This window comes from Marivivens niveibacter, from assembly GCF_002150005.2.
Taxonomy (GTDB): domain Bacteria; phylum Pseudomonadota; class Alphaproteobacteria; order Rhodobacterales; family Rhodobacteraceae; genus Marivivens; species Marivivens niveibacter.
Window position 1 is genome coordinate 210239 of record NZ_MSPP01000003.1, and the last position, 13957, is coordinate 224195.

Below are 13957 nucleotides of genomic sequence, written 5' to 3' on the forward strand. Positions count from 1 at the left end.
TAATTGCATTGATCTAATGGATTAGAATTCCAGAACTGGGCAGGTTTCGTCCGACATGTAGTCGTGAACGCTGATTTCGCCCGCTGCGATTGCTGCCGATGCTGCGTCAACAGCAGCCTGCATGTCTGCGGTGATCAGTTCAGCGTTGAATTCGTCCAGCGCGTAACCAACACCGCCGTTGTCCAGACCCATCACGTTGAAGCCAGCTTCCAGCTCGGTGCCAGCGGTGAATGCGTCATAAACTGCCGTGTCAACGCGCTTCAGCATCGAGGTCAGAACCGAACCTGGGTGCATGTAGTTCTGGTTGGAATCGACGCCGATCGAATAAACGCCTTGGTCCGCTGCGGTTTGCAGAACGCCAACGCCCGTACCGCCAGCAGCCGCGTAGATCACGTCAGCGCCTTGGGAGATCTGGGCTAGGGTCAGTTCCGAACCTTTCACTGGGTCGTTCCATGCGGCAGGGGTGGTGCCGGTCATGTTTGCCAGAACGGTTGCGTCTGGGTTCACCGCCAGTGCGCCCTGCGCGTAACCACAAGCGAATTTGCGGATCAGCGGGATGTCCATGCCGCCGATGAAACCAACGGTGCCGTCTTCGGATGCCATCGCTGCCAGCATACCGACCAGATACGACCCTTCGTGTTCGTTGAATACGACCGACTGAACGTTTGGCGCATCAACAACCATATCGATGATCGAGAATTTCAGGTCAGGATATTCTTCGGCAACGGTTGCCAGTGGGGTGCCCCACGAAAAACCAGCCATAACGATCGGGTTGTAGCCCTCTTCGGCGAAACGGCGGATCGCCTGTTCGCGCTGCGCGTCCGAGCTGATTTCGAATTCGGCGAAGGTGCCGCCGGTTTCTTCGGCCCATTTGGTTGCGCCGGTGAATGCTGCTTCGTTAAAGGATTTGTCGAACTTGCCGCCAAGATCGAAAATGATTGCAGGATCGGCAGCAGCAGCACCTGCAGTTAGTGCCAAAGCAGCGGTCGCGCCAAAGAATTTGGTGAAGAGGGTCATTCGTGATTCTCCCAACTGGAATTGGCCCCTGCGCCCACGTGGCTGGCAAGGGCTGACATCTTCTTGTGTCTGTCCAAATTAGGGCGGGTTACGATGGAAGGGTCAACCGTATTCTTGCGTAAATCGCGGGCTTTTTGATCATGCGATCAATTTTTCATCAACTTATAGATGGATTTGCATGACCAGCGCGTCAATCGTCTGCCCGTTGGGGTGCTTGTAATAATTTTTCCGTCGTCCCGATTCGATAAAACCCGCTGATTTGTACAACGAAATTGCAGGGGCGTTGTCGGCGGCGACTTCTAGAAATGCCGTTGATGCGCCGCGCGATCGGGCGGTTTCAGCAAAGGCCAAAAGTAACGCGCGGCCTTGCCCTGTTCGACGTGAACTGGGTCGGACGGCGATTGTCAGCAACTCGGCTTCGTCCACGATAATACGTCCCATCACCAGGCCGTTGGCGTCGCCTATCGTGAAAACAGCCGGATCGGAATTCAGGCTTATAAATTCGGCTTCGGACCACGGGCGGGGAACGGTGAAGCATTCAGAATGGATGCTGGCGTAAACCCCGTTCATGTCAGAATTTTCGGAGCTGGGTCGCGCGGCGGTGCTGCATCAGCTGCACGGACGTAGAGCGGCACAGGCCTGCCGTGATCTGTGCCGATCTTTGCTTTGGCAATTCGTGCAATGATCATGACCTTTTCGTCGACAGTCTGTTCAGGCGTTACAGGACCGTCAATCACGACTGTCGAGGTATCTATCATCGTCGGGGCATCTTCGCCCGTTTCGGTGAAATGCTGCATATATGCCTGATTACGCGGCGCGCTGATTAGCGCGGTGATTGGACGGGGCTGCTGATAACTCAGCACTTCAAACCCGTTCACGCCAATGGCAGGAATGGATCGCCCTAACGCAATGCCGCGCGCCGCTGAAACGGCAATTCGGATGCCTGTGAAATTGCCGGGGCCTGTTCCAACGCCAACAGCCGATAGATCGTCAAACGTCAGATCGTTGTCTGACAAAAGCGACTGAATGATCGGGATGAGCTGTTCGGCTTGGCCTTTTGTCATTTCGACGACGCATGTTGCGACGGACCCATCGCCCAATAGCAAAGCGGCGGCGCAATGCGCCGCCGATGTGTCAATCGCCAATACTGCAGTCTTAGGCGGCAACGGGACGTACCTCTACCACTTCGGGGATGTAATGACGCAACAGGTTTTCGATGCCCATTTTCAGCGTCAGCGTGGACGATGGGCAGCCGGCGCAAGCGCCCTGCATGTGCAGGTACACAACGCCGCGTTCAAACCCGTGGAACGTGATGTCGCCGCCGTCCTGTGCCACGGCGGGGCGGACGCGCGTGTCTAGCAGTTCTTTGATCTGGGTTACGATTTCGGCGTCTTCTTCGCTGTGGTTATCAGCGTGGCCGGATGCGGCTGCGCCTTCCATCGCGGCGGCGCCGGATTGGAAATGTTCCATGATCGCGCCAAGGATCGCAGGTTTGATGTGGTCCCATTCGGTCCCGTCGTCTTTGGTCACGGTCACAAAGTCCGATCCAAAGAATACACCAGAGACGCCGCCAACAGCAAAGATGCGGGATGCCAATGGGGATTGCGCCGCTGCTTCGGCGGTTGGGAAATCTGCGGTACCTGCATCCAGGACTGTCTGACCTGGCAGGAATTTCAGGGTCGCCGGGTTCGGCGTGGATTCGGTCTGGATAAACATGCGAGCCAACCTTTTCTGTCAGGTTTCAGATATCGTGCCTTGGGTTAGAATAGTCAAGGTTTAGAATAATTCTAAATATACACCAGTCTAGCACAACATGAAACAAGAAAGGCCGCCCCATTCAGGGCGGCCCAGTCCACGAGGGTCATCGTGTATTATTTAACGTAGAGCGTTTCGGTCACGACCGGCGCGCCATCCACTGTCAGTACGGCCAACACTTTGTCGGCGGTGTTTAGGCCAACATCGATGGTTTTGTTGATGTTACCACCTGCGTCTACAGAACCTGTACCCAGCAGTTCGCCGACGGTGTCGCCGGTGTAGGCAAAGATTTCTACGGTGCCATCCGCTGGAGCGTGGATGTACTCTAGTGTGATTTCGTCGCCGCTATCGACTGTGTTTTGTACACCGAAATAGGCATCAGTTGCGGCCGAAGCGTATCCCGCTGCACCAACAGTTGTCACAACGGCAAGAGCGATAGTTTTGGTCAGATTAAACATTTTCAATCTCCTTATTACTACTTGGTTAGATTCACCGATTGTTACATTTGATCGACGTACAGGACTTCTTGGGCTACAGCTTCACCGTCAACGGTCAGGACAGCCAGCACCTTGTTATAGGTATTCAGGTCCAGATCGATATCGGTATTGATGTTACCGCCTGCGAATACTTCTTCAGTACCCAGCAGCTGGCCGGCGCCTTCGGCGTCATAGCCAAAGATTTGCAGTTCGCCTGCAGCTGGCGAATTCACATATTCAATCGTGATTTCGCTGCTGTCTGCTACGGTGTTCTGTACACCAAAGTAAGCGTCCGAAGCGGCCGATGCTGCACCAGCAAAGCCAGCAGTTGCGATCAGGGTAGTTGCGATAGTTTTAGTCAGGTTAAACATAATAAGTCTCCGTAAATTCGTGTTATTTGATCAGTTCAGCTTGGGTTATTTGACGTACAGCACTTCGGATGCCAGATCAGCGCCATCAACGGTCAGAACGGCCAGCACCTTGTTGTAGGTGTTCAGGTCCAGTTCGATGTCAGTGTTGATGTTACCACCGGCAAACACTTCTTCGTTGCCCAGTAGCTGGCCAGCGCCATCAGCGTTGTAACCGTAAATCTGTACTTCGCCTGCGGCTGGTGCGTTCACGTATTCAATGGTGATTTCGTCACCCGCATCTACGGTGTTCTGTACGCCAAAGTAAGCGTCCGAGGATGCAGCGGCAGCACCAGCAGTGGCAATAGTAGCAAAAGCAGCAAGGACAGCGGTTTTATTAAAGTTAAACATGTTAGTCTCCGTAATTTGGTTGGCGCCATTTCGTGTTCGGCGTTTGTGAAACGTTACTTGTGGCCCATTCCGTTGGTCGGAAAGGGTTTGAAATATCACGAAAAAATGAGCGACTTTTAACGACGGAAACACATCCAGTCACGTTCATGCGGGTTCCGTGAGGTGGCGCGCAGACGTCTGTGCGTGGACGCGAAGAAACGGTCGGTTCCGCGCATTTGTGGGGACTAACCCTGTCCATTTCGCACAGTGAAAAACTGTAACGGCCTTCGAAAAAAGTTGAGAATTTTTTTCGGAACAAAAAATTTTTCTGAAATTTTCACGCGGCTGTGATCAAGAACGTGAATTTTGCGGGTTTAAAACGCAAAAAGGCCGCCCAACTGGACGGCCATTCAATCTATTTATTCGGTATCTAGGTGATCGCCTCTAGCTTTTCTTTACTTAGATCGCCCGGAACGATGGTGATTGGGATCGGCAAAGACCCCGATTGGCGGGTCATTTGGCTGACCAGCGGGCCTGGCCCCTTTTTGTCTGTGCCAGCGCCCAGCACCAAAACACCGATTTCTGGGTCTTCTTCTATAAGCGTCAAAATTTCAGTGACGGGTTGGCCTTCGCGGATGATCAATTCGGGATCGACGCCTTGGCGGTCGCGCATCCATTTTGCGAAAACTTCGAAATGGGCGATGATCCGTTCACGGGCCTCTTCGCGCATGATTTCACCGATGCCGATCCAATGGTTGAATTCTTCGGGTGGGATGATTGATACGATTGCGACGCCGCCCCCAGTATGGTTCGCGCGCATTGCAGCAAATCGCATCGCGTTCAGGCATTCGCGGCTGTCGTCCAGCACGACCAGAAACTTACGCATGGTGGCTCCGTTTTTCTGGAATATTGACCGAAGCCACAGCCCAAGGCAACGCCAGACTGTAGAAAAGAAAGCGCGCTCGGGCGGGGAAACCCAAGCGCGCAAATTGTATGTCAGCTGGGACGGGCTGACTATTTGTTTTGATTAGGGTGGACGGCCTAACCAAAACGTAGACTCAGGATGGGCCGAGTCTGAATCAACATTGTGACGCGTGTGAATTCACGCTGTCATTCCTGCGACAGTTGAGTGCGATAAGTTAGCTGCGAAGAAGCCCAACAATATCATATGTCTGTTTTAGGATCGGTTGGGCAATCTCTCGGGCGCGATCAGCACCACGTGACAGAATACGATCAATTTCCGCTGGATCATCCATCAGACGTTTCATTTCAGTGGAAATCGGCGCCAGTTTGGTCACAGCAAGATCGGCCAGCGCAGGTTTGAATTTACCCCAACCTTCGCCGCCGAATTCCGCTAGCACCTGTTCGTTGGTCTGATCGTTCAGTGCTGCATAAATGTTCACCAGATTGCGGGCCTCTGGGCGGTCTGCCAAACCTTCGACGGTTTCTGGCAGCGCGTCCGCGTCGGATTTCGCTTTCTTGAATTTCTTCGCGATGGTGTCGGCGTCATCGGTCATGTTGATGCGCTCCATATCGGATTCACCCGATTTCGACATCTTTTTCGACCCGTCACGCAGGTTCATAACGCGCATAGCAGGGCCTTCGATCACAGGAACCGTTTCAGGGAAGAAATCGGTTTTGAAATCGTGATTGAATTTTTTGGCGATGTCGCGGGTTAGTTCGACGTGCTGTTTCTGGTCTTCGCCCACTGGGACGTGGGTCGCGTGATACAACAAAATGTCCGCCGCCATTAGCGAAGGATAAGCATATAGACCCAAGGACGCCTTTTCGGCGGCTTTGCCTTGGCCTGCTTTATCCTTGAACTGTGTCATGCGGTTCATCCAACCAACGCGGGCGACACAGTTGAAAATCCAGCCCAGTTCGGCGTGTTCTGCCACTTGGGCCTGATTAAACAGGATCGACTGTTCGGGATCGATGCCCGACGCCAGATAGCCGGCTGCAACTTCGCGAGTTGCGTTTTTCAGCTCGGCTGGATCCTGCCAGACGGTAATCGCGTGGAGGTCAACCACACAATAGATCGTCTCGAACTGGCCACCTTGCATATCTACGAAACGCTTAATCGCGCCCAGATAGTTGCCCATAGTTAGCCCGCCCGAGGGTTTGATGCCTGAGAACACGCGCGGCGTGAAGTTTTGTTCGGTCATCTGAAAACCTTCTGGGTCTGGATTTACGGTCCGCAAAGGACTACCCACGACGCAAAGGGCCGTCAATGCAGTGCGGCAAAAGGGGCAGGGAATATGGAACGCGAAAGCATTTTAAACGACATTCCAAACGGCGCAGCGGCGATTGCGCTGTTTATTGCGGGCGTGGAGATCCTGATGCAAGCCGCGGGCGCTGGGATCATCGGTGGCCAGATGGGGATCGGTTGGCGCAACGACATGATTTCTGATTTCGCCTTTTTCCCTGCGGTTCAGGATGAAATCATCAATCGCGGTTTTCTGCCTGCACAGTATCTGTGGCGCTATTTCACCTATCCGTTCATCCACGACGGCCTGACCCACGCGTTTTTCGCACTGGCACTGGTTTTGGCGTTAGGGAAATTCATCGGCGATCGCTGGCACTGGGCGTCGCTATTTGTGATCTTTGTCATTCCAGGTGCTGTGGCTGCGTTTGTGTTTGGTCTGATTGCGCCGCAAAACTGGCCTTTGTACGGGGCCTATCCCCCTGTCTACGGTCTGGTCGGCGCGTTCACATATATGTTGTGGATGCGTTTAGGCGAAACGGGCGGGAACCCGTGGCGTGCCTTTGCCATGATCGGGATGCTGGTTTTGGTTCAGATCCTATGGGGACTGATGATGAAAATCTTTGCCATGCTTGGTATGGGCGGTGATCCAACGCCGTTTGTATTTTTCATGGGCGTTGGCGATTTGGCGGGTTTTGCTACAGGTCTGGCGTTGTCACCCATTGTTGGGCCAGGCAGCTGGCGCGCCTTCGTTGCGCGCCTGCGCCAACGTTAACCGCGTTTAAAGGCGCGTTTAAATTCCGCCAAACGGAACGCGCCTATCAACTGCCCTGCGATGCCGTAGCTGATCATGCCAATCGCGATCAGCAGGGCCAATGCGAAATAACGCCAAATTGGTAGGCCCAAGAACGGCAGCAACACGACCCAAGCGCCCCATAGAACAGCAGCCATGAAACCCGACGCCAACACGATACGCCATAGGCGGTTCGTGAACCTTGCGTCGAAACGGGCTGCTTCGCCCAAGCTGCGCGATTGCCACCACAGGAAACCAACGGTCGCCCAAGCCGACAATGTTGTACCGACCGCTGCCGCCATGAATCCGATCACGGGCATCAGTCCGATGGCGATGACTGCGTTCACGACCAAAGACAAAAGCGCGATGTAGAATGGTCGGCGGGTGTCTTCGCGTGCGAAAAATAGGGGTTGCAATGCCTTTTGCATGACGAACGCAGGCAGGCCCAAACCATAGATCGCTACGGCCACAGCGGTGTTCATGGTGTCATCGGTGCCAAATGCGCCGCGTTCAAACAGAACCTGAACCAACGGAACGGGGATCACCATCAACGCGATTGCTGCGGGGATGGTGAGGGCCAGCGACATTTCGCACGCGCGGTTAAACGCATCGCGCCCGCCTGCGGTATCCCCTGCACGCAGGCGGCGGGATAGATCGGGCAGCAACACCACACCGATTGCGATGCCCACAACGCCCAGCGGCAATTGATACAAACGGTCCGCATAGGATAGCCACGCAACAGCACCGTCATAGAAACTGGCCACCTGACGACCCACGAGCAGGTTCACTTGCAATACGCCACCAGCCAAAGCCGCAGGGGCCGCAATGATCGCAAGCCGCTTCAGCTCGGGCGTGAATTTGGGGCGGCGCGGGCGCAGCGTGAATCCTGCGCGTTTTGCAGCGAACCAAACCAGCAACATTTGCGCAATGCCTGCAAACGGCACCGTCCATGCCAGCGTCAGGCCCATCGACCAACCAGCCAGATTGCCAACAATCATCGCGGCTACGAACAAGATGTTTAGCAAAACAGGCGCAGCCGCAGCCGCCGCAAAGCGGCCGACCGAATTTAAAACACCCGACAGCAGCGCAGCCAGAGAGATGAATAAGATATAAGGAAAGGCGATGCGGCCGTACAAAACCGCCAGCGAAAAACGATCATCTTCGGCAAATCCTGATGCCATCGCCAGAACCAGCCACGGCATGAACAGCATCGCTGCCACGGTGAAAACGATCAGAATTGTTGCAAGGCCTGTGAACGCATCATTGGCAAACCCTTCGGCATCGTCGCCGCCTTCGAATTTTTTCGAAAACATTGGCACAAAGGCCATGTTGAATGCGCCTTCGGCGAAAAAACGGCGGAACATGTTGGGCAGGGAAAAGGCGATTAGGAACGCTTCGGCCACGGGGCCTGTGCCCAAATAGGCGGCGATCATCACATCGCGCACAAACCCCAGAACACGGGACAGTAGGGTCCACAAACCCACGGTCAAAAAGCCCGAAATAAGACGAATGGGTTTCATTTCACTGCCCTTGAAAACTTATTTTGCGGCAGTATTAGCCGTTGCACCGCGGCGGCGCTATGGTGCGTTTTGCAATTCGGCTTTCGCGTGCCGATCCGACAACAGCGGAACGGCACGCGATACGTTTATTTATTCGCCCGTTCGGCGCCTTGTGAAATCGCCTCGCGTAGTTTGCGTTCCAATGCCTCACGTCGATGATCCTGATGGAATTTCAGGCCAAACATGTCTTTGACGTAGAACACATCGACCACCTGTTCGCCGTAGGTCGCGATCACGGCGGATGCGATATAGACGTTGTTCGCGGCCAAAGTGCGCGTCAGATCGTGCAGCAAACCAGCGCGGTCGCGGGTGTCGACCTCGATAATGGTGTAGATGTCCGATCCTTCGTTATCAAAGGTGACGTGGGTCTGAACGCGGAACGCTTTTTCGCGCTTTTTGATCTTATCTTTGTCCTTCAACGCCTCACGGGCGATGACTTCGCCCTTTAGCGTGCGTTCGATCATATTGCGCAGGCGTGGCAGGCGGGCCTGTTCATAGGGGTGCCCGTCCGCATCCTGAATCCAGAAAATCGCGGTCGCATAGCCGTCTTTGGACGTATAGGTGCGTGCATCCACGACGTTCGCCCCGACCAAGGCCAGCGCCCCAGCCATGCGGCTGAACAAACCGGGGTGGTCGGCCATTGCGAAACAGGCGCGGGTGGCATCGCGGTCGTGATCCAGTTCCAGATCGATACGGATTTCGCTGTCGGTGATATCGCGCAGCTGGTTCGCAAACACGACCTGAGCAGAGGCGGGAAGACCCTGCCAATAAGGGCCGTAATGACGACCGATTTCGGCACGCAGTTCTTTGGCGTCCCAATCGGAGAGCGCTTCGCGCAGTTGGCGTTTTGCTTCGGTTTCACGGCTGTTGCGGTTCAGCTCTTCCATCCCGTTTTCCAAAACGGATTTGGTTTGCTGATGCAGATCGCGTAGCAACATGGCCTTCCAGTTGTTCCAAGTACCTGGACCAACGCCGCGAATATCGCAGACCGTTAGAACGGTCAGCAGATCCAGACGTTCGACCGATTTCACGGCCTTTGCGAAATCGCGCACAGTGCGCGGGTCTGACAGGTCGCGTTTTTGCGCAACGTCGGACATCAACAGGTGATAGCGGACCAGCCATTCAACCGTTTCACAGTCTTTTTTCGAAAGCCCCAGACGCGGGCAAACTTTGCGCGCGATCTGTGCGCCAAGGATCGAATGATCCTCGGGTCGGCCTTTGCCGATGTCGTGCAACAGCAGCGCGACATACATAACTTTGCGATTGATTCCGCGTTTTAGAATGCCAGAGGCAACGGGCAGTTCTTCGACCAGTTCACCCCGTTCGATCTGCGCAAGGTGCGAGATACATTGGATCGTATGTTCGTCCACGGTGTAGTGGTGATACATATTGAACTGCATCATCGCGACGATGGGCGCAAATTCAGGCACAAAGGCCGACAGCACGCCCAATTCATTCATGCGGCGCAGCGCACGTTCTGGGTTGCCGTGTTTCAGCAGCAGATCCAGGAAAATGCGGTTGGCCTCTTTGTCCGCGCGCATGGAATCGTCGATAAGATCTAGATTGGCGGCCAAAAGGCGCATCGCATTGGGATGCAGCAAAGTACCCGTCCGCATACCTTCTTCGAAGATACGCAGCATGTTTAACGGATCAGAAAAGAACGCTTTTTCATCGCCAACTGTGATGCGGTTTTGTTCGATGGCATAGGGCGGACGCGCTTTGCGTTTGCGGGTCAACAAACGGGTCAGCATGGGTTCAGGTTTGGTGTGTTCCGCCTCTAGCGAGGTTAGGAAAATGCGGGTCAATTCGCCAACGCGGGTTGCGTGGCGGAAATAGTCCTGCATGAAGATTTCCACGCCGCGACGACCGTTTGTATCGTTATACCCCATGCGGTCTGCGACCTCTACCTGTAGATCAAAGGTCAGCTGATCCATCGCGCGGCCAGTGATCAGGTGCAGATGACAGCGAACGGCCCACAGGAATTCTTCGGCCTGATGGAATGTGACGTATTCGTCGGGGGTGAAAACACCGCGGTCCACCAGTTCGGATGCGGTGGCAACGTGGTTGATGTATTTCGCGATCCAATACAGCGACTGCATATCGCGCAGACCGCCTTTGCCCTCTTTTACGTTCGGTTCAACGACGTAACGCTGGCCGCCTTGTTTGCGGTGGCGTTCGGCGCGTTCGGCCAATTTGGCCTCGATGAAATCGGTGGCGGTGGTGCTGAAAAGTTCGTTCCACAGCTTGTCAGCCAGCTCGCCAGCCAATTCTTCGTCGCCCGCTAGGTAACGATATTCTACAAGCGACGTGCGGATGGTGTAATCTTCGCGCGCGAGTTTCAGGCAATCCTTGATCGTGCGGCTGGCGTGACCGACCTTTAGCCGCAAATCCCACATCATATAGAGCATGGATTCGATCAGGCTTTCGGCCCAAGGCGTGATTTTGTAAGGGGTCAAAAACAGCAGGTCGACATCTGAAAACGGTGCCATTTCCCCGCGGCCATAGCCGCCCACAGCGACAATCGTCAGACGTTCAGCTGCGGTCGGATTGTTCAGTTTATGCAGACGTGTTTCGGCGACATGCAAAACAGTTTTGACGATCCAATCCGTCAATCGTGTATAGGACCGTGTCACAGGGCGCGCATCGAATGGCCGTTCTGCAAAAGCAGCGGCGATACGCTCCATCCCGTTTTTACGGGCCGCGTTCAGGATTTCGACCGTTATTTTGCGAATTTGCATCGCATCGGTCACGTCCTCTAACTGCGCATCCAATTCTGCACGGATCGCGTTGGCGTCAAAAATTTCGGCGGCCGGACAAATCAGTCCGTCCGCCGCCGTTTCTTCGGGGGCTTGTGTTAGGAGTGTCGGCTCAGAAGCCGAGTCCCGCAAAGCTTCTTGGGGCTGGTTCAATGATAACCACCTGATTGTTTTGAATTTGGGCAATAGCTAGCGCCCGTTGATTAGTACCATCTGGCAACAAACGGAAGACACCTTGGGTTCCTTGGAACCCTTGAGCTTGGGTCAAACCGCCAAAAGATAGCGCTTCGGGGTTGCCGTCCGCCAATAGGGCGCCGATCGCGGCTATGCCATCAAAGGCCAAACCAGCCAACGGATGTGGCGCTTGGCCATAGGCAGCGGCGTAACGGGATTCGAACAAGCTGATCATCTGCGTGTCAGGCAGAGCGAAGACGCCGCCCTGAAGGCCAGGCAATGCCAAAGCTTGCGGTGCCACGTCCCAGCGGGTCAGACCCAGCATTTTCGTGGTGTTCGGGTTGATGCCCTGTTCAGGCAATGCGGTTGCGATGATCGGCAGGTCGGCGTTGATGCCTGCGGTCAGGAAAACGGACTGAGCGCCAGAAGAACGCACTTGGCTTGCGATTCCGCTGGCTGCGGAAATGATACCCTGCTGTGACATCGGGTAGGATGCGATCCCTGCAACTGTCGCGCCATTCGAACGCACGGCGGATGAAATCGCGTCACGGCCAACGGCCCCCTGAAGATCGTCGCCATGGACAATCATATGAGAGTTGATGCCTTGGGTTTGGGCATAGCTGACAAGGCGGTTCGCAGTGTTTTGAAAGGTCGCGCCCAGAACAAAGACATTGTTACCCGCAATCGAGGTGTTGTTGGAAAACGCCAGAACGTTCACACCGCGGTTCGCAACCGCAACGCCAGCAGCGTTTGCAGCTTCGGCATAAAGCGGGCCAAGAATGATTTGCGCACCATCGTTGACCGCTTGGGTCGCAACGGCTGCAGCTTGGGCAGGGCTTGCCGCGGTGTTATAGACGCGCAGATTGATTTGAACGCCGTTAAGGTCCGAAATAGCCAAGCGCGCTGCGTTTTCTAGATTCGACGCAAGGAAACTATCCGATTCGACACCAGATCCGCCCGGCACAAGTAGCGCGACAGTCACAGGGTCGTTTGGATTAACCGATGAAGTATTGGAATTGGTGACAGGAATTGGTTCACATGCGGCGACCCAAATTACTGAAATTAATGCAAAAAAACGCGCAATGCGTAGTCGCGCGGCGCGCACTGTCGAAAACATCGGTCATAACTCCTCTTGCGTGGGGCGGCGCAATTGCGGCAGACCCAGCAGGTCAAATCTTTCTCAGATAATAGACTGCACAACCAAAGGGTCCAGTTATGAATCATCGCATTATTCCCCTTGAAGCCGGTCTGTATCTGGTGGCGACCCCGATCGGGACAGCGCGGGATATCACATTGCGCGCGCTGGATATTCTGGCCAGCTGCGATTTGATTGTCGCCGAGGACACCCGAACCGCCCGCAAATTGATGGATATTCACGGCATCCCGCTGAACGGCCGACAGATGATCGCTTATCACGACCATTCGACCGAAGCGCAGGTTGCGGGCATAGTGAAACTGATCAGCGAAGGCAAATCCGTCGCCTGCGTGTCCGAAGCAGGCACACCAATGGTTGCGGACCCCGGTTTCGAATTGGGCCGCGCTGTGATTGCAGCCGGCGCAAATGTAACAGCGGCCCCCGGAGCTTCGGCCGTTTTGACCGCGCTGACGGTCGGCGGTTTGCCCACAGATAAATTCATGTTTGTCGGTTTCCTGCCCGCCACAAAATCGCAGCGGCAAACCGACATTGCATCCCTACGCGACATCCCAGCGACGCTGGTTTTCTATGAATCCCCCAAACGCATTAAGGAAATGTTAGTTGATTTGGCCGACGTTCTAGGGGGCGACCGAGAGGCCGCTGTTTGCCGAGAGCTGACTAAGAAGTTTGAAGAGGTCTCTCGCGGACCGTTGCGTGATCTGGTTGCCGAATATGCCGACCGTACGGTCAAAGGCGAATTGGTTGTTTTGGTGGGCCGTGCAGGTGCCGCCGAAGTTGATGAAATGGATGTGGAAACTGCATTGAAAAAAGCGATGGAAACCATGCGCGTCAAAGACGCAGCAACAGCGGTCGCGGGCGCGCTGGGCCTACCGAAACGGCAGGTCTATCAAATTGCGCTCGACTTGCAGAAAGCAGGGGAATGACCGCATCCGCGCTGCATCATCGCGGGCACAGAAATTATCAGGCAGGTTTGGCTGCCGAAGGGATCGTTGAACGGCATTACGTGTCGTTGGGGGCCACGCTGATCGCGCAACGTTGGCGCGGTAAACATGGTGGTGAAATTGACCTGATCTTTCGCCATGGGGATCGCACGGTTTTCGTCGAGGTGAAGAAAAGCAAATCCCACGCATCCGCCGCCACGCGGATCGCGCGGTCGCAGATGGCACGTATCATGACCAGCGCGACGGAATTCATGGATGGGAAACGCGTCCCGATGCGGATCGATGTCGCGTTGGTAGATGGCATCGGCGCGGTCAAGGTGATTGAAAACGCACCCATGGGCATGTGGTAGGCATTGAAGCGCAGGCCGCGCTGGGCCATGTATAAGCCAA

At 54.9% G+C, this 13957-nt stretch carries 15 protein-coding genes; 3 read left to right on the forward strand and 12 right to left on the reverse strand.

Features of this window, described 5'->3' with window-relative positions; translation table 11 throughout:
- Positions 1-21 precede the first annotated feature (21 nt).
- From BVC71_RS09715 to trpS, 9 genes are all read right to left on the reverse strand, one after another.
- Entirely contained in the window at positions 22-1017 is a 996-nt protein-coding gene (locus tag BVC71_RS09715) for a BMP family lipoprotein (protein ID WP_086451471.1), read from the reverse strand.
- A gap of 162 nt (positions 1018-1179) precedes the next feature.
- Positions 1180-1587, reverse strand: coding sequence for a ribosomal protein S18-alanine N-acetyltransferase (gene rimI / locus BVC71_RS09720; RefSeq protein ID WP_086451472.1), 408 nt, complete (start codon positions 1585-1587; stop codon positions 1180-1182).
- The gene (gene tsaB / locus BVC71_RS09725; protein WP_240516829.1) at positions 1584-2162 is read right to left on the reverse strand and encodes a tRNA (adenosine(37)-N6)-threonylcarbamoyltransferase complex dimerization subunit type 1 TsaB; all 579 of its coding nucleotides are present in this window, start codon (positions 2160-2162) and stop codon (positions 1584-1586) included. Before tsaB ends, rimI begins: the two co-directional genes overlap by 4 nt.
- Before the next feature lie 10 nt (positions 2163-2172).
- Positions 2173-2733: a NifU family protein gene (locus BVC71_RS09730; RefSeq protein ID WP_086451474.1), complete on the reverse strand. Its 561-nt coding sequence runs from the start codon at positions 2731-2733 to the stop codon at positions 2173-2175.
- Positions 2734-2888: 155 nt separating this feature from the next.
- On the reverse strand, positions 2889-3230 hold the full coding sequence (locus BVC71_RS09735; protein WP_086451475.1) for a hypothetical protein: 342 nt from the start codon (positions 3228-3230) through the stop codon (positions 2889-2891).
- A 41-nt stretch (positions 3231-3271) separates the two neighbouring features.
- Positions 3272-3619: a hypothetical protein gene (locus BVC71_RS09740; protein ID WP_086451476.1), complete on the reverse strand. Its 348-nt coding sequence runs from the start codon at positions 3617-3619 to the stop codon at positions 3272-3274.
- A 45-nt stretch (positions 3620-3664) separates the two neighbouring features.
- Positions 3665-4006 (reverse strand): hypothetical protein, encoded by a 342-nt coding sequence (locus tag BVC71_RS09745; protein WP_086451477.1) that lies wholly within the window; start codon positions 4004-4006, stop codon positions 3665-3667.
- A gap of 409 nt (positions 4007-4415) precedes the next feature.
- Positions 4416-4871, reverse strand: a complete 456-nt coding sequence (locus tag BVC71_RS09750) for a universal stress protein (RefSeq protein WP_086451478.1) — start codon at positions 4869-4871, stop codon at positions 4416-4418.
- A gap of 253 nt (positions 4872-5124) precedes the next feature.
- Entirely contained in the window at positions 5125-6150 is a 1026-nt protein-coding gene (trpS, locus tag BVC71_RS09755; RefSeq protein WP_086451479.1) for a tryptophan--tRNA ligase, read from the reverse strand.
- Between the two features lie 93 nt (positions 6151-6243).
- On the opposite strand from trpS, the gene BVC71_RS09760 reads away from it, so the two are divergent.
- Entirely contained in the window at positions 6244-6963 is a 720-nt protein-coding gene (locus BVC71_RS09760) for a rhomboid family intramembrane serine protease (protein ID WP_086451480.1), read from the forward strand.
- Here the strand turns inward: BVC71_RS09760 and murJ are convergent.
- The 3 genes from murJ to BVC71_RS09775 form a co-directional block, all read right to left on the reverse strand.
- Positions 6960-8501: a murein biosynthesis integral membrane protein MurJ gene (gene murJ / locus BVC71_RS09765; protein ID WP_086451481.1), complete on the reverse strand. Its 1542-nt coding sequence runs from the start codon at positions 8499-8501 to the stop codon at positions 6960-6962. The genes BVC71_RS09760 and murJ overlap by 4 nt on opposite strands.
- 125 nt (positions 8502-8626) lie before the next feature.
- Complete coding sequence (locus tag BVC71_RS09770; protein WP_420845603.1) at positions 8627-11449, reverse strand: [protein-PII] uridylyltransferase; 2823 nt, start codon at positions 11447-11449, stop codon at positions 8627-8629.
- Positions 11409-12587 carry a penicillin-binding protein activator gene (locus tag BVC71_RS09775; protein WP_086451483.1) on the reverse strand — a complete coding sequence of 393 codons (1179 nt, stop codon included), beginning with the start codon at positions 12585-12587 and terminating at the stop codon, positions 11409-11411. The genes BVC71_RS09770 and BVC71_RS09775 overlap by 41 nt, the downstream gene beginning before the upstream one ends.
- Before the next feature lie 98 nt (positions 12588-12685).
- On the opposite strand from BVC71_RS09775, the gene rsmI reads away from it, so the two are divergent.
- Both rsmI and BVC71_RS09785 read left to right on the forward strand, forming a co-directional pair.
- Positions 12686-13549 carry a 16S rRNA (cytidine(1402)-2'-O)-methyltransferase gene (gene rsmI / locus BVC71_RS09780; RefSeq protein ID WP_086451484.1) on the forward strand — a complete coding sequence of 288 codons (864 nt, stop codon included), beginning with the start codon at positions 12686-12688 and terminating at the stop codon, positions 13547-13549.
- A complete protein-coding gene (locus BVC71_RS09785) occupies positions 13546-13917 on the forward strand; it encodes a YraN family protein (RefSeq protein ID WP_086451485.1) in 372 nt (123 codons plus the stop codon). The genes rsmI and BVC71_RS09785 overlap by 4 nt, the downstream gene beginning before the upstream one ends.
- Positions 13918-13957: the final 40 nt, after the last annotated feature.

Coding starts and splice junctions, on each gene's coding strand:
- trpS (WP_086451479.1), bottom strand. CDS start 6,150: ATGACCGAACAAAACTTCACGCCGCGCGTGTTCTCAGGCATCAAACCC.
- BVC71_RS09760 (WP_086451480.1), top strand. CDS start 6,244: ATGGAACGCGAAAGCATTTTAAACGACATTCCAAACGGCGCAGCGGCG.
- BVC71_RS09750 (WP_086451478.1), bottom strand. CDS start 4,871: ATGCGTAAGTTTCTGGTCGTGCTGGACGACAGCCGCGAATGCCTGAAC.
- BVC71_RS09740 (WP_086451476.1), bottom strand. CDS start 3,619: ATGTTTAACCTGACTAAAACTATCGCAACTACCCTGATCGCAACTGCT.
- BVC71_RS09735 (WP_086451475.1), bottom strand. CDS start 3,230: ATGTTTAATCTGACCAAAACTATCGCTCTTGCCGTTGTGACAACTGTT.
- BVC71_RS09745 (WP_086451477.1), bottom strand. CDS start 4,006: ATGTTTAACTTTAATAAAACCGCTGTCCTTGCTGCTTTTGCTACTATT.
- BVC71_RS09785 (WP_086451485.1), top strand. CDS start 13,546: ATGACCGCATCCGCGCTGCATCATCGCGGGCACAGAAATTATCAGGCA.
- rimI (WP_086451472.1), bottom strand. CDS start 1,587: ATGAACGGGGTTTACGCCAGCATCCATTCTGAATGCTTCACCGTTCCC.
- rsmI (WP_086451484.1), top strand. CDS start 12,686: ATGAATCATCGCATTATTCCCCTTGAAGCCGGTCTGTATCTGGTGGCG.
- BVC71_RS09730 (WP_086451474.1), bottom strand. CDS start 2,733: ATGTTTATCCAGACCGAATCCACGCCGAACCCGGCGACCCTGAAATTC.
- BVC71_RS09775 (WP_086451483.1), bottom strand. CDS start 12,587: ATGTTTTCGACAGTGCGCGCCGCGCGACTACGCATTGCGCGTTTTTTT.
- murJ (WP_086451481.1), bottom strand. CDS start 8,501: ATGAAACCCATTCGTCTTATTTCGGGCTTTTTGACCGTGGGTTTGTGG.
- BVC71_RS09715 (WP_086451471.1), bottom strand. CDS start 1,017: ATGACCCTCTTCACCAAATTCTTTGGCGCGACCGCTGCTTTGGCACTA.